This window comes from Marivivens sp. ABH4_498, from assembly GCF_056160585.1.
Genome location: NZ_JBSWXL010000003.1, coordinates 133,078 through 147,031 on the forward strand (window position 1 = coordinate 133,078; position 13,954 = coordinate 147,031).

Consider the following 13,954-nt stretch of genomic DNA (forward strand, 5'->3'; position numbering starts at 1 on the left):
CTTTGAATCAGATTAGAAGGATCATCTTTGGATCGTCGTCAGTTCATAGCAAGTGCATTGGCCGGATTGGCTGCAACGCCATCAATGGCGGGGTCGGGGTTGTTGTCGGGGGCCTCTGGTCCGCTGATCGATATGTCTGGCGGGTTTTCTTTGTATGAAAAACACGACCTAGAACCCGAACCGGTTGCCGCGCCCCGTGCACGCCCAGCAGAGATTGAACTGCCGACGGGTAATCCGACCCTGTCTATGTACAACGTCCACACCGAAGAAACGTTGCGCGTCCAACCGGTCAGCGCGACAGGTTTCGATCACGACGGTTTGGCCCGCGTGAATCGGTTTATGCGCGATTGGCGCCGTAACGAAGTCGCCCAGATAGACCCAAACGCGATTTTGGGATTGTTGCAGATTCAACAGCGCGCCCGCCGTAATGGGTTTTCGGGCAATGTGCGGTTTCTGTCAGGCTATCGCAGTCAGGCCACGAATGATGCGTTGCGGGCGTCAGGCGTGAATGCCGCGCGCAATTCGCTGCATATTCAGGCCAAGGCGATTGATTTCAGTTTGCCCGGCGTTGGCATTCCGCAAACCATTTTGCTGGCCAAGGATTTGGATATCGGCGGGGTGGGGGGCTATTCCAGCTTTGTCCATATTGATACGGGCCGCGTACGGTTTTGGGGCACGGCGGTCTGATCGCATTTGCAAGCGGTGTTATTCCTGCTAAAGCCGTGACAAAGCTAAGGAGACCGACACCGATGACTGCCCGCATTGACGCCTGCTTTGCCAAAGCCCGCGCTGAAAACCGCCCCGTTCTGGTAACCTATACCATGGCTGGTGATCCTGATGCGGAAACGGGTCTGGAAATTCTGAAAAACGTGGCGCGTTCTGGCGCGGATATTGTTGAATTCGGTCTGCCCTTTACCGACCCTGTTGCAGACGGCCCCGCCATTCAGGCCGCTGGTCTGCGGGCGCTGGATGCTGGTCAAACCACGAAGAAGACTTTGGCGCAGGTTGTTGAATTCCGCAAAGAATTCCCAGACACCCCTGTGATTTTGATGGGCTATTACAACCCGATCTACAGCTATGGCCCAGAAAAATTCGTAGCCGACGCGAAAGAGGCTGGCGTTGACGGCATGATCATCGTTGACGTTCCCGCCGAAGAAGACGACGAACTGTGCATCCCAGCGCAAAAGGCTGGTCTGGCATTCATCCGCCTGATCCCGCCTACTGCTGATGACAAACGTCTGCCGGTGATCCTGAAAAATTCGTCGGGCTTTGTTTACCACGTGTCGATCAACGGCATCACCGGTTCGGCAACGCCTGATTATTCGACCGTTTCGCGCGCTCTGGACCGTATCCGCAAATACACCGACCTGCCGATCGTCGTTGGTTTCGGCGTGAAAACCGGTGAACACGCAGCGGCGTTGGGCGAACACGCAGACGGCGTTGTTGTTGGCACCGCGCTGATCAACGAAATCACCGCCACCTATAACGGTGACGAAGCCACCGACGCGACCGCGACATCCGTGAATTCGCTGGTGACCGAACTGGCTGACGGGGTGCGCCGCGCCAAGGCGTAACCTGACTGCGCACCATCGCACAAAACTATTTGTGGCCCGTCAGTATCTGGCGGGCTATTTCTTTGACCGAATAGAAAAAGGGAGGGGTCACGATGGCACCCATCGTTCAGGTCAAAGACCTGCGAAAAACCTATGATGGCGGGTTTCAGGCCCTAAAGGGCGTCAATCTGGATATCGAAGAGGGCGAAATTATCGCTCTGCTAGGCCCGAATGGCGCGGGCAAAACCACTCTGATTTCGACGATCTGCGGGATCACCATGCCAACGTCGGGGTCTGTCACCGTGGGCGGGCACGATATTATCAGCGGCTTTCGTCACACGCGGTCGATGATCGGGCTGGTGCCCCAAGAATTGTCGTTGGATGCGTTTGAAACCGTGTTCAACGCCGTGCGCTATTCGCGGGGCCTGTTCGGCAAACCGCGCAATGACGCCTATATCGACGATATTTTGAAACAGCTGGGGCTGGCCGATAAACGCAACACCAAAATCATGGCGCTGTCGGGCGGGATGAAACGCCGCGTGTTGATTGCCAAAGCACTATCGCACGAACCCCGCGTTCTGTTTCTGGATGAACCCACCGCTGGCGTTGATGTCGAACTGCGCAAAGATATGTGGAACGTCGTCGATGACCTGCGCAAAACGGGCGTCACGATCATCCTGACCACCCATTACATCGAAGAAGCCGAGGCGATGGCCGACCGCATCGCGGTGATCGATGGCGGGCAGATCATGTTGGTCCAACGCAAGGACGAATTGATGCAGCACATGGGCCAAAAAGAATTGCTCATCCATTTGGCATCCCCCGTGACGGAAATTCCTGCGGGTCTGGATCGTTATGATCTGGAAATCGTGCTGAACGGAAACGCGCTGCGCTATGTTTATGACACCCGCGCGGATCGGACGGGCATCACCGCGTTGCTGAACGATCTGAACGCTGTCGGCCTGCAATTGGCCGACATTGAAACCCGCCAAAGCAGCCTAGAGGAAATCTTTGTCGGTCTGGTCAAAGGAGACGCAGCATGAACCTAACTGCAATCAAAGCGATCTATCTGACCGAAATGGCTCGGTTTTTCCGTACATATAAACAAAGCTTTCTGGCGCCCGTGATTTCGACGTCGCTGTATTTCGTTGTGTTCGGCGCGGCCATTGGCAGCCGTATCGATCAGGTCGAAGGCGTCAGCTATGGTGCGTTCATTGTGCCTGGTTTGATCATGCTATCGGTGATGACGCAGGCCACCACGAACGCGTCTTTTGGAATATATTTTCCAAAATTTACGGGGTCGATATATGAACTTTTGTCCGCGCCCGTTAATTTCCTAGAGGCAACCATAGGATACGTCGGCGCCGCCGCCAGCAAGGCGTTGGTCATCGGCGCGATCATTTTTGCTACATCGTTCTTTTTCGTCGATGTACAGGTCGCGCACCCGCTGGCGATGGTCGCGTTTTTGTTGCTGACCTGTCTGTCGTTTGCGCTGCTGGGGTTCATCATCGGCATTTGGGCGGGCAATTTCGAACAGCTGCAGCTGATCCCGCTGTTGATCATCACGCCGCTGGTGTTTTTGGGCGGCAGTTTCTACAGCACGTCAATGTTGCCGCCGTTTTGGCAGATCGTGACCCTGTTCAACCCTGTGCACTACCTGATTTCGGGGTTCCGCTGGTCGTTCTTTGAACAGGCGGATGTGCCCGTTGCGATATCGTTGATCGCGATTGCGGGCTTTACCGCGCTGTGTCTGGCCGCGATTGCGTGGATTTTCCGCACTGGTTGGCGCATTCGGGACTAAGGCGGCTTGTTTGACATCGGGGGGCAGACTATCTGTCCCCTATGAAACGCTGGATCCCATTTGTTAAATCAGGCCCGCGCGTTGCAGTTGTTCGGCTGCAGGGCGCGATTTCAAATTCATCACGCGGTTTGGATGACGTCAGCCTAGCGGCGGTTATCGAAAAGGCGTTTCGCGGCAAACCCGATGCGGTCGCGCTGCAGATCAATTCGCCGGGTGGATCGCCCGTGCAATCGTCGCTGATCGCCGCCCGCATCCGCCGTTTGGCCGATGAAAAGAACATCCCCGTCTACGCATTCGTCGAAGATGTGGCCGCGTCAGGCGGCTACTGGTTGGCCTGTGCGGCAGATGAAATTTACGTGGACCGCGGGTCGATCGTGGGATCGATCGGCGTGATTTCGGCAGGGTTCGGGTTTAGCGATCTGATTGGCCGTTACGGTGTTGAACGCCGCGTTTACACCGCTGGTACGTCGAAATCGCAGCTGGACCCGTTTAAACCCGAAAACCCTGACGACGTGAGCCGGCTCAAAGGTTGGCTAACTGACTTGCACGGCTATTTCATTGATCACGTCAAATCGCGCCGCGGCGGGAAATTGGCCGAAGGTCAGGACCTGTTTACCGGCGAAATTTGGGTCGGTGACAAAGCGGTCGAACTGGGCCTTGCTGATGGGATCGGGCATCTGGTGCCATTTCTGAAAGACAAATTTGGCAAAGAGGTCAGTTTCCGCCGCTATGCGCCGCGCAAACCATTGGCGTTGCGGTTTGGGGCCTCGGCCGTGTCCGGCGTTGTGGACACAATCGAAGAACGCGCGGCATTCGGGCGGTTTGGTCTGTAAATGCTGTTTCGCGTCGTTTCCATTTTTCTGATCGTGATGGTCGTTTTGGCCATGTTTGGCCGATTGAAATATCCGGGCCAGAAACAGATTCAGAACGCGAAATGCCCCAAATGCGGGCGATTTAGAATTGGTAAGGGCACCTGCGCCTGCAAAAAGGAATAATTCAGGATGGATTGGGTATATACCGTTATCGGCCTAGTGCTATTGTTGCTGGCCGGCGATGCGTTGGTCAAAGGTGCGGTCAACCTGTCCCTGCGGGTGGGCATCCCCGCGCTGGTTGTTTCCCTGACCATTGTTGCTTTTGGAACGTCTGCGCCTGAACTGCTGATTTCGATCAAGGCGATTATGGATAACGTTCCTGAACTGGCTTTGGGTAACGTGGTTGGGTCGAATACCGCCAATGTCCTGCTGGTTTTGGGTATCCCTGCGTTGATTGCGACCATGCACACCAGCCATCACGATACCCGCGCGTCCTATTTGCAGATGATTTTCGCGACTGTTTTGTTCATGGCGCTGTGTTTCATGGGGCCGCTGACGTGGGTGAAGGGCCTGATTTTGCTGGCAGCGCTGGCCGCAATGATCGGTCACGCCGTCTATGGCGCCATGCAACACCGCGCAGAACGCGCCGCACTAGAAGAAGAGGTCGAAGGCGCGGACCCGAATATCACGTGGCCCAAAATCGCGTTCTTTTTGGTGGCGGGCCTGATCGGTCTGCCGTTGGGCGCAAACCTGTTGGTCGAAGGCGCCACCAACATTGCACTGCATTACGGCGTCAGCGAAGCGGTCATTGGTTTAACGCTGGTCGCGATCGGAACGTCGCTGCCTGAGTTGGCGACGACCGTTATGGCCGTGTTGCGCAAACAGGCCGATGTCGCGTTGGGCAATGTCATCGGGTCGAACATGTTTAACCTGCTGGCCATCATCGGCGTTTCGACAATGTTCGGAAACATCCCTGTTGATCCGAATTTCTTGCAGTTCGATCTGTGGGTCATGTTGGCTGCATCGCTGCTGTTGGTGCCGTTCGTATTTATGCGCCGCGATTTGACCCGTATCAGCGGCGTGATCTTGACCGCGCTATATCTGGCCTATCTGTTCGTTCTGTTGTGATCAAAGGATAAACCATGCGGGCATTGGTAACGGGGGCTGGGGCGCGTTTAGGCCAGTCGATGGCGATTTATTTGGCGAACCGCGGCTATGATGTCGCCGTCCACTACGCGACCAGTCGTGATGGCGCGGATGAAACGGTACAGGCGATCAAAGAAAAGGGTCGCAATGCCATCGCCATTCAGGCGGATCTGCTGAATGAGGATGACGTTCAGGGCCTGTTGCCCGCCGCGGCCAAAGCTTTGGGCGGGCCGATTACCTGTCTGATCAACAACGCATCGATTTTCGAATACGACAATATCCACACAGCGACCCGTGAAAAATGGGACCGACACATGGAGTCGAATTTGCGCGCGCCTTATGTGCTGACACAGGCGATGGCGGCGCAGATACCCGATACCGAATTGGATGATATGGATGAGCCAGTCGCCCAAGGGTTGATCGTGAATATGATCGATCAGCGCGTGCGCAAACTGACTCCGGAATTTTCGACCTACACGATTGCCAAAATGGGTTTGTGGGCATTGACACAAACTGCGGCCCAAGGTTTGGCCCCTAAAATTCGTGTCAACGCGATCGGGCCGGGGCCTACGCTGCAGGGTGCACGTCAAAGCCGTCAACATTTTGACGCTCAACGAAAAGCAACGGTGCTGCAGCGCGGCGCAAACCCATCAGATATCTGCGCGGCGTTGGGGTATTTCATCGATTCGCCCGCGATCACGGGACAGCTTTTGTGTGTAGATGGTGGTCAGCATTTGTGCTGGCAAACGCCAGATGTCCTAGGCGTCGAGTGAGTTTTTCCGCCCACTGCGACAAGTTGTGCACCGAGGCGGCAAAGTGACATGGAAATGTCATGTTGCAAAAAAGTTGCCCCACAGAAAGCAGGGTGAAGAAAAATATCATTTGTTTTCAGTGATTTGCTGATGTGCCTATTTTTTGTGCAAGTAGCTGATGGGCCAGAAAACTAAGGGTTTTTTCTAGATGCCCATAATTTACCAACAGAGTTATCCACAGATTCAGTGGATGCCTTTCCTCTTGCGCCTGCCTTTGTAACATTGCAGCGACACGCAGAATCACGGATCTGTTACATGACCAATGACTCGCCCGCAGAAAAAACCGGATACGACCGGATCGCGGAGTACCTGAAAACGCTAGACGGATCGCCCGGTGTGTACCGGATGTTGGATGCGGACAGTCGGGTTTTATACGTTGGTAAGGCACGCAATTTACGCAATCGGGTCAGCAACTATGCCCGCCCCGGAAACCATTCGGCCCGCATCGCGCGGATGATTTCCGAAACCGTTTCCATGATGTTTCTGACAACGCGCACCGAAACCGAAGCGTTGCTACTGGAACAGAACCTCATCAAACAGCTAAAGCCGCGCTACAACGTATTGTTGCGCGACGATAAATCCTTTCCGAACGTTTTGGTGACGGGCCATGAATTTCCGATGGTCAAAAAACATCGCGGCGCGAAAAAGGAAAAGGGCCAGTATTTCGGCCCCTTTGCCAGCGCGGGCGCGGTGAACCGAACGCTCAGCCAGCTGCAGCGCGTTTTTCTGCTGCGGAACTGTACCGACAGCCAATTCGAAACGCGCACGCGGCCCTGTTTGCAGTATCAAATCAAACGCTGCAGCGCGCCTTGCGTTGGGAAAATCAGCGCTGCGGAATACGGTGCGGCGGTGAAAGACGCGGCCGATTTCCTGTCAGGCAAAACCGCCCACATCCAAGAGGCGTTAGCCAAACAGATGATGGACGCAAGCGAGGCGATGGAGTTTGAACGTGCCGCGGCGCTGCGTGATCGGATCAAGGCATTGACCCAAGTGCAAACAGCGCAGGGGATCAATCCGCGCACCGTGTCCGAAGGCGACATCATCGCGCTGCATACCGAAAACGGTCAGGCGTGCGTTCAGGTGTTTTTCATCCGCGCGAACCAGAACTGGGGCAACCACGACTATTACCCGCGCATCACGGGAGATGAGGATTTGTCCGAAGTGATGGAAGCCTTTGTCGGGCAGTTCTATTCGGATCGAGAGCCGCCTAGGCAAATCATTCTTTCGCATGGTTTGGATAACGAAGATCTGATGACGGCGGCTTTGGCCGAAAAGGCAGGGCGCAAGATTGAAATTACGGTCCCTCAGCGCGGCGAAAAGGCTGAATTGGTCGCAAACGCTGCACGGAATGCCAAAGAAAGTCTGGCGCGCCGCATGTCGGAAAGCGCGACGCAGCTGAAACTGTTGCGCGGGATTGCCGAAGCCTTTGATCTGGAGGGGCCGCCGCAACGGATCGAGGTCTATGATAACAGCCACATTCAGGGCACCAACGCGGTTGGTGCGATGATCGTCGCGGGCCCCGAAGGTTTTTTGAAATCCCAATACCGAAAGTTTAACATCAAAGGGGACAGCATCACGCCGGGCGACGATTTCGGCATGATGAAAGAGGTGCTGACTCGCCGGTTTAGCCGCCTGTTGAAAGAAGACCCCGATCGAACTCAAGGTATGTGGCCCGATTTGCTGCTGATTGACGGCGGCGCGGGGCAGGTGTCGGCTGTTCAGGAAATTCTGGACGAAATGGGCGTCGAAGACGTCGCGATGGTCGGCGTTGCCAAAGGCGAATTCCGCGACCACGGCAAAGAAGAATTTTATCGCACCGGCGAACGGCCTTTTGCGCTGCAACGTAATGACCCTGTGCTGTATTTCATACAGCGCATGCGCGATGAGGCGCATAGGTTTGCGATTGGTACGCACCGCGCAAAGCGCGCCAAATCGTCGATGGCGAATCCGTTGGATGATATCGATGGCGTGGGGGCGACCCGCAAACGGGCGCTATTGGCGCATTTTGGGAGCGCAAAAGCGGTCAGCCGCGCGAATCTTGTCGATCTCAAGGCTGTTGACGGGATATCGGATGCGTTGGCCGAAACGATCTATGCGCATTTCCACGAAAACGGCTGAGCAGTTTCCAAAAGGTGCGGCTGCGCCGCGTTGTTTTTGTCTCGGGCCTTTGGGGCCCTCGGGTTTGGGGCTGTTCGTTCGGGTTCGCCCCGTTTAAGAAGGTCGCAAAGTACCAGAGGGACGACGATATGAATTGGAACCTGCCGAATATTCTGACGGTTTTGCGGTTGCTGGCTGCGCCAGGTGTTGCGGTGATGTTCCTGTATTTTCATCGTCCGACAGCGGATTGGGTTGCTTTGGTCCTGTTTATTCTGGCAGCGGTTACAGATTTCTTTGATGGGTATTTGGCGCGCCGCTGGGGACAGGAAAGCAAAATTGGTGCGATGTTGGACCCGATTGCCGACAAGGCGATGGTCGTGATCGCGCTGTTGGTTATCACCGGATTTTCGGGCATGAACCCGTGGATTTTGCTGCCTGCGACTGTGATTATGTTCCGCGAGGTTTTCGTTTCGGGATTGCGTGAATTTCTGGGGGACACGGCCGGTTTGTTAAAGGTTACAAAGCTGGCAAAGTGGAAAACCACAGCGCAGATGGTGGCGATTGCGGTGCTGTTTTCGACGGGCGCGTTCGAAACCTATTTCGCAATGGAAACCGATGGCATGGATGTCGCGTTTATTGCCGAGGTGCTGCGCGGCAATATTCCGGATGAAAACGGAATCATCTGGAAACATTTTGGCGCCGTTTGGTCGTGGAATATTGGCGTGGTTTTGTTGTGGATCGCAGGAATTTTGACGATCTTGACTGGCTGGGACTATTTCCGAAAGGCGCTTCCTTATCTAAAGTGATCCTATGATCGACGTTTTATATTTCGCATGGGTCCGTGAACGGATCGGAGAGCCAAAAGAAACCGTAGAGAGCTCTGCGGTGACGGTTTTGGATTTGGTGAACGAATTAAGGGCGCGCGATGAACGTTACGCGCTGGCCTTTTCGGATCTGTCGGCGCTGCGGGTTGCTGTGGATCAGGAATTGACCGAATTCGACGCGCCGCTGTCCGGCGCGCGCGAAGTGGCGTTTTTCCCGCCGATGACAGGTGGCTGATGTCAGTTCGTGTGCAATCAGACCCATTTGATGCAGGTGCCGAACTGAATGCCTTTAGCGCGGGTGCTGAAGGTGCGGGCGCGGTGGTCAGCTTTACCGGTATTGTGCGCGATATTGCCGGTGGGTTGGATGTGATGGAAATTGAACATTACCCCGGCATGACCGACAAGGCGATTTTAGGCATCGTCGCGCAGGCACAGCAGCGTTGGGATCTGGCTGATGTTTTGGTGATCCATCGTTATGGTGCGCTGCGCGCCAATGATCAGATTATGATGGTCGCAACGGCGTCGCGGCACCGTGTTGCGGCGTTCGAGGCGGCCGAGTTTCTGATGGATTACCTGAAATCGCGGGCTCCGTTTTGGAAAAAAGAACATACCAAAGATGGCGCCGATTGGGTGGACGCCACGGATGCGGATGAAAAGGCGCTAGACCGCTGGTAATCTAGGTCGGATTTTAATGACCCATCGATATTTTTAGGCGCTGTTAAAGACCTGAAGGTCAAGATCGGACTGATCAGTCAGGACGTATCGATGACCGCCGTTACCAATAGCCCGCTGGACTATATTGTTCAGGAAAGTCAGAAAAACATTCAGCAGACCGTGCGCAATTCACTGGCGGCGGGGCATGCGCAATTGGCCTATCAGCCGATTGTCACCGCAGACCATAATAATTTCGTCGCATTCTACGAAGGCCTGATCCGACTGCGCGACGAAGGCGGGCGGATCATTCCTGCGGGTCAATTTATGTCGGACGTCGAGGAAACCGCGATGGGACGCGATATTGACTGCGCGTCCTTGCGGTTGGGGCTGAATGTGCTGCGGGCCCATCCAAAATTGCGATTGTCCATCAATATGTCCGCGCGCAGTTTGGCGGATGGAAAATGGCGCAGAACGTTGATGGAGGGGCTGCGCGGCCAAACCAAATGCGGAGAGCGTTTGATTTTGGAAATCAGCGAAACCTCGGCCATGCAGCTGCACGAGGTTTTGATCCGTTTCATGGAGGAAATGCAGCCCTATGGGGTCAATTTTGCCTTGGATGATTTCGGGGCGGGGTTGATTGCCTTTAAACGGTTAAAAGACTTTTACTTTGATATGGTTAAGATCGACCGGTGCTTTGTGCGCAATATCCACGATTCGCCTGATAATCAGGTCATGACCGAAGCGTTGGTAAATGTGGCGCATCAGTTCGAAATGTTTGCGATCGCCGAAGGTGTGGAATCTCAGCAAGAAGCCGCCATTTTGACAGCGTTGGGCGTGGATTGTTTGCAAGGCTATTTATACGGTGTTCCAAAATTGAAGCTGGCACTGTGATCTTTGGTTTTAGCCGCGTCGCAGCGAAATAATGTTGCGCAAATGGGGTCCAGTACTTACAACAATGGCAAGGGCGAGCCAGAATCTATTTCTTCGCCTATCAGGATTTAAGAGGAGATCCCCATATGACCAATATTGTTATCGCATCTGCTGCACGTACCGCCGTAGGCAGCTTTGGTGGTTCGTTTGCAAATACCCCGGCGCATGATCTGGGCGCTGCGGTGCTAGAGGCGGTGGTCGAACGTGCGGGTATCGACAAAGCGGACGTGAGCGAAACCATCATGGGTCAGGTTCTGACCGCAGGTCAGGGTCAAAACCCTGCACGTCAGGCGCACATCAATGCAGGCCTACCAATCGAAAGCGCCGCATGGGGCATCAACCAAGTGTGTGGTTCGGGTCTGCGTACGGTTGCGCTGGGTGCGCAGCACATCATGCTGGGCGATGCGTCCATCGTGATCGCGGGCGGTCAGGAAAACATGTCGCTGTCGGCGCATTGTGCTCATCTGCGCACAGGCACCAAAATGGGCGATATGAAAATGATCGACACCATGATCAAAGACGGCCTGTGGGACGCGTTCAACGGCTATCACATGGGTCAGACCGCAGAAAACGTGGCCGAGAAATACGGCATCACCCGCGAAATGCAGGACGAATTCGCACTGGCATCCCAGAACAAAGCCGAAGCCGCTCAGAAAGCGGGCAAATTCGCTGACGAAATCGCGGCCTTTACCGTGAAAACCCGCAAGGGCGAAATTGTGGTGGATCAAGACGAATACATCCGCCACGGCGCAACGTTGGAAAGCATGCAGAAACTGCGCCCAGCGTTCACCAAAGACGGCTCGGTCACGGCTGGTAACGCATCGGGTATCAACGATGGCGCATCGGCGACCCTGATGATGACCGAAGAAGAGGCCGCAAAGCGCGGCATTACGCCGCTGGCTCGTATCGCGGGTTACGCAACCGCCGGTCTGGACCCATCGATCATGGGCTGCGGTCCGATCCCTGCATCGCGCAAAGCGCTGGAAAAAGCAGGCTGGTCGGTCGGCGATCTGGATCTGGTCGAAGCAAACGAAGCCTTTGCCGCGCAGGCCTGTGCAGTGAACAAAGAAATGGGTTGGGACCCAGCCATCGTGAACGTCAACGGCGGCGCGATTGCGATCGGTCACCCAATCGGCGCATCGGGCAACCGCGTGCTGAACACCTTATTGTTCGAAATGCAGCGCCGCGGTGCCAACAAAGGTTTGGCCACCTTGTGTATCGGAGGCGGCATGGGCGTGGCACTTTGTGTTGAACGCGCGTAACAAACGTACTTTAGTATTGTTATTAGGGGGCGGATCTTCCGTCCCCTTTTTTATTTAGTGTGCATTTGCGGCGTAACTATATTGCGCGCGCAGCATCGTTAATGTAACAAGATTACTGAATGATTTTGTAGGAAGGAGAATCATATGTCCCGCGTAGCATTGGTAACTGGTGGATCCCGCGGCATCGGCGCCGCAATTTCGAAAGAGCTAAAAGAGGCTGGATACACCGTTGCGGCGACTTATGCCGGCAATGATGAAAAGGCTGCGGCGTTCACCGCAGAGACCGGTATTAAAACCTACAAATGGAACGTCGGCAGCTATGACGACAGCGCCGCTGGCCTAGCCAAAGTCGAAGAGGAATTGGGTCCGATCGACATCATCGTGGCAAACGCAGGTATCACCCGCGATGCGCCGTTCCACAAAATGACCAAAGAACAGTGGCAAGAGGTCATCGACACCAACCTGACCGGCGTGTTCAACACCGTACACCCAGTATGGCCAGGCATGCGCGAACGCAAATTCGGCCGCGTTGTCGTGATTTCGTCGATCAACGGTCAAAAGGGCCAGTTTGGTCAGGTGAACTATGCCGCGACCAAAGCGGGCGATCTGGGTATCGTGAAATCGCTGGCCCAAGAAGGCGCGCGTTTCAACATCACCGCGAACGCAATCTGCCCAGGCTACATTGCGACTGAAATGGTTATGGCTGTGCCTGAAAAAGTACGCGAAGCCATCATCGGCCAAATCCCAACCGGCCGTCTGGGCGAACCCGAAGAAATCGCGCGCTGCGTGAAATTCTTGGTCGCGGACGACGCTCAGTTCGTGAACGGTTCGACCATTTCGGCAAACGGCGCGCAGTTCTTTGTCTAAGGGGTTGCCTCGCAGTTAAAAATCTAAATGAATGGGCCGGTCAAATGATCGGCCTTTTTCATGTCTAAAACCACCTACACCGCTATCGGGTTTATTGCTGTTCTGCTGTGGGCGCTGCTTGCGTTGTTCACTGTCGGGTCAGCCCCCGTGCCTGCGTTTCAGTTGAATGCCATCTGTTTTGCGATTGGCGGCGGGATTGGCGTGGTTTGGCTGCTGGCGACGGGCAATGTCGCGCAGCTGAAAACGGTGCCGTTGCATGTCTATGTGATCGGCACGCTGGGCCTGTTTGGCTATCATTTCCTGTATTTTTCCGCCCTGCGCATGGCCCCCGCAGCCGAGGCTGGCCTGATCGCCTACCTATGGCCGCTGCTGATCGTATTGTTTTCGGGGCTATTGCCCGGTGAAACGCTGCGGCGTGGGCATATTATTGGCGGGCTGATCGGGTTTGCAGGTGCGGCGCTGATCGTGGCCAAGGGGGCGAATTTCAACGCGGATGCCTTGCCCGGATATGGTTTGGCATTTCTATGCGCGCTGACGTGGTCGGGGTATTCGGTTGTATCGCGCAGCTTTGGCACGGTGCATACGGCGTCTGTTGTGGTGTTCTGCCTTGCGACCGCTGTGCTGTCGGCAATCGCGCATATCGGGTTGGAAACCACCGTCTGGCCCGAAACAACGCTGGGGTGGCTATCGATCATCGGGCTGGGCGTTGGCCCCGTGGGGATCGCGTTTTTCGTTTGGGATGTGGGCGTGAAAAAGGGCGACATACAGCTATTGGGCGTCGCATCCTATGCGGCGCCCGTGTTGTCTACCTTTGCTTTGGTTGTTTGTGGGATCGCAGAACCGACGTGGGTTCTGTTTTTGGCTGCGGCGTTCATCACCGCAGGGGCAGCACTGGCCGCAAAGGCCAGCGCGTAACCGTTAATGGGTGGTTAGTCGGGTAATTTCCTCTTTAACCATTAGCTTTTGTTTTTTCAGTTGCGCGACTTCAAGCGAACTGGCGCTTGGACTTCGTTGAACGGCGTCGACTTTGGCCGAGAGGGTCTGGTGTTTCTTCCTTAGTTCTTCGATGTGGGAACCTAGGCTCATTATCTTCTCCTCTGTTGTGTGTTGTCACAGGATGATTGCAGCACAGTTTTACAAAACTGTCACGCGGCACTGCAGAATTTTAAATAATAAGTCGTTTTCCGCCGATTTGA

Annotated in this window: 16 protein-coding genes; 15 read left to right on the top strand and 1 reads right to left on the bottom strand. The window is 55.0% G+C overall.

Translation table 11 applies throughout. The features are described 5' to 3' along the window. Positions 1–27 precede the first annotated feature (27 nt). The 15 genes from ACXAGA_RS07960 to yddG all read left to right on the top strand — a co-directional run bounded on the left by ACXAGA_RS07960 (position 28) and on the right by yddG (position 13,673). Complete coding sequence (locus ACXAGA_RS07960) at positions 28–687, top strand: YcbK family protein (protein ID WP_475116956.1); 660 nt, start codon at positions 28–30, stop codon at positions 685–687. A gap of 62 nt (positions 688–749) precedes the next feature. Further along, the gene (gene trpA / locus ACXAGA_RS07965; protein WP_475116957.1) at positions 750–1,574 is read left to right on the top strand and encodes a tryptophan synthase subunit alpha; all 825 of its coding nucleotides are present in this window, start codon (positions 750–752) and stop codon (positions 1,572–1,574) included. A gap of 92 nt (positions 1,575–1,666) precedes the next feature. Next, a complete protein-coding gene (locus tag ACXAGA_RS07970) occupies positions 1,667–2,596 on the top strand; it encodes an ABC transporter ATP-binding protein (protein WP_475116958.1) in 930 nt (309 codons plus the stop codon). After that, positions 2,593–3,354 (top strand): ABC transporter permease, encoded by a 762-nt coding sequence (locus ACXAGA_RS07975; RefSeq protein WP_475116959.1) that lies wholly within the window; start codon positions 2,593–2,595, stop codon positions 3,352–3,354. Before ACXAGA_RS07970 ends, ACXAGA_RS07975 begins: the two co-directional genes overlap by 4 nt. Before the next feature lie 41 nt (positions 3,355–3,395). Further along, positions 3,396–4,187: a S49 family peptidase gene (locus ACXAGA_RS07980; protein ID WP_475116960.1), complete on the top strand. Its 792-nt coding sequence runs from the start codon at positions 3,396–3,398 to the stop codon at positions 4,185–4,187. A 168-nt stretch (positions 4,188–4,355) separates the two neighbouring features. Further along, positions 4,356–5,294, top strand: coding sequence for a calcium/sodium antiporter (locus ACXAGA_RS07985; protein ID WP_475116961.1), 939 nt, complete (start codon positions 4,356–4,358; stop codon positions 5,292–5,294). 14 nt (positions 5,295–5,308) lie between these two features. Then, complete coding sequence (locus ACXAGA_RS07990) at positions 5,309–6,085, top strand: SDR family oxidoreductase (RefSeq protein WP_475116962.1); 777 nt, start codon at positions 5,309–5,311, stop codon at positions 6,083–6,085. A 294-nt stretch (positions 6,086–6,379) separates the two neighbouring features. Then, positions 6,380–8,242, top strand: coding sequence for an excinuclease ABC subunit UvrC (gene uvrC, locus ACXAGA_RS07995; protein WP_475116963.1), 1,863 nt, complete (start codon positions 6,380–6,382; stop codon positions 8,240–8,242). Between the two features lie 128 nt (positions 8,243–8,370). Further along, positions 8,371–9,027: a CDP-diacylglycerol--glycerol-3-phosphate 3-phosphatidyltransferase gene (gene pgsA, locus ACXAGA_RS08000; protein ID WP_475116964.1), complete on the top strand. Its 657-nt coding sequence runs from the start codon at positions 8,371–8,373 to the stop codon at positions 9,025–9,027. Positions 9,028–9,031: 4 nt separating this feature from the next. Further along, the gene (gene moaD / locus ACXAGA_RS08005; RefSeq protein ID WP_475116965.1) at positions 9,032–9,280 is read left to right on the top strand and encodes a molybdopterin converting factor subunit 1; all 249 of its coding nucleotides are present in this window, start codon (positions 9,032–9,034) and stop codon (positions 9,278–9,280) included. Then, the gene (locus ACXAGA_RS08010; RefSeq protein WP_475116966.1) at positions 9,280–9,720 is read left to right on the top strand and encodes a molybdenum cofactor biosynthesis protein MoaE; all 441 of its coding nucleotides are present in this window, start codon (positions 9,280–9,282) and stop codon (positions 9,718–9,720) included. Before moaD ends, ACXAGA_RS08010 begins: the two co-directional genes overlap by 1 nt. A gap of 90 nt (positions 9,721–9,810) precedes the next feature. Further along, the gene (locus ACXAGA_RS08015; protein WP_475116967.1) at positions 9,811–10,590 is read left to right on the top strand and encodes an EAL domain-containing protein; all 780 of its coding nucleotides are present in this window, start codon (positions 9,811–9,813) and stop codon (positions 10,588–10,590) included. A gap of 125 nt (positions 10,591–10,715) precedes the next feature. Further along, positions 10,716–11,891 carry an acetyl-CoA C-acetyltransferase gene (locus tag ACXAGA_RS08020; RefSeq protein ID WP_475116968.1) on the top strand — a complete coding sequence of 392 codons (1,176 nt, stop codon included), beginning with the start codon at positions 10,716–10,718 and terminating at the stop codon, positions 11,889–11,891. Positions 11,892–12,035: 144 nt separating this feature from the next. Further along, complete coding sequence (phbB, locus tag ACXAGA_RS08025) at positions 12,036–12,758, top strand: acetoacetyl-CoA reductase (protein ID WP_475116969.1); 723 nt, start codon at positions 12,036–12,038, stop codon at positions 12,756–12,758. Positions 12,759–12,818: 60 nt separating this feature from the next. Beyond that, positions 12,819–13,673, top strand: coding sequence for an aromatic amino acid exporter YddG (gene yddG / locus ACXAGA_RS08030; protein WP_475116970.1), 855 nt, complete (start codon positions 12,819–12,821; stop codon positions 13,671–13,673). A gap of 3 nt (positions 13,674–13,676) precedes the next feature. Here the strand turns inward: yddG and ACXAGA_RS08035 are convergent, their stop codons facing one another. Then, positions 13,677–13,844: a YdcH family protein gene (locus ACXAGA_RS08035; protein WP_475116971.1), complete on the bottom strand. Its 168-nt coding sequence runs from the start codon at positions 13,842–13,844 to the stop codon at positions 13,677–13,679. Positions 13,845–13,954 lie beyond the last annotated feature (110 nt).

Excerpts from the sequence above, each read along its gene's own strand:
- trpA (WP_475116957.1), top strand. The coding sequence starts at position 750 with ATGACTGCCCGCATTGACGCCTGCTTTGCCAAAGCCCGCGCTGAAAAC.
- ACXAGA_RS07970 (WP_475116958.1), top strand. The coding sequence starts at position 1,667 with ATGGCACCCATCGTTCAGGTCAAAGACCTGCGAAAAACCTATGATGGC.
- ACXAGA_RS07975 (WP_475116959.1), top strand. The coding sequence starts at position 2,593 with ATGAACCTAACTGCAATCAAAGCGATCTATCTGACCGAAATGGCTCGG.
- ACXAGA_RS07980 (WP_475116960.1), top strand. The coding sequence starts at position 3,396 with ATGAAACGCTGGATCCCATTTGTTAAATCAGGCCCGCGCGTTGCAGTT.
- ACXAGA_RS07985 (WP_475116961.1), top strand. The coding sequence starts at position 4,356 with ATGGATTGGGTATATACCGTTATCGGCCTAGTGCTATTGTTGCTGGCC.
- ACXAGA_RS07990 (WP_475116962.1), top strand. The coding sequence starts at position 5,309 with ATGCGGGCATTGGTAACGGGGGCTGGGGCGCGTTTAGGCCAGTCGATG.
- uvrC (WP_475116963.1), top strand. The coding sequence starts at position 6,380 with ATGACCAATGACTCGCCCGCAGAAAAAACCGGATACGACCGGATCGCG.
- pgsA (WP_475116964.1), top strand. The coding sequence starts at position 8,371 with ATGAATTGGAACCTGCCGAATATTCTGACGGTTTTGCGGTTGCTGGCT.
- moaD (WP_475116965.1), top strand. The coding sequence starts at position 9,032 with ATGATCGACGTTTTATATTTCGCATGGGTCCGTGAACGGATCGGAGAG.
- ACXAGA_RS08010 (WP_475116966.1), top strand. The coding sequence starts at position 9,280 with ATGTCAGTTCGTGTGCAATCAGACCCATTTGATGCAGGTGCCGAACTG.
- ACXAGA_RS08015 (WP_475116967.1), top strand. The coding sequence starts at position 9,811 with ATGACCGCCGTTACCAATAGCCCGCTGGACTATATTGTTCAGGAAAGT.
- ACXAGA_RS08020 (WP_475116968.1), top strand. The coding sequence starts at position 10,716 with ATGACCAATATTGTTATCGCATCTGCTGCACGTACCGCCGTAGGCAGC.
- phbB (WP_475116969.1), top strand. The coding sequence starts at position 12,036 with ATGTCCCGCGTAGCATTGGTAACTGGTGGATCCCGCGGCATCGGCGCC.
- yddG (WP_475116970.1), top strand. The coding sequence starts at position 12,819 with ATGTCTAAAACCACCTACACCGCTATCGGGTTTATTGCTGTTCTGCTG.
- ACXAGA_RS08035 (WP_475116971.1), bottom strand. The coding sequence starts at position 13,844 with ATGAGCCTAGGTTCCCACATCGAAGAACTAAGGAAGAAACACCAGACC.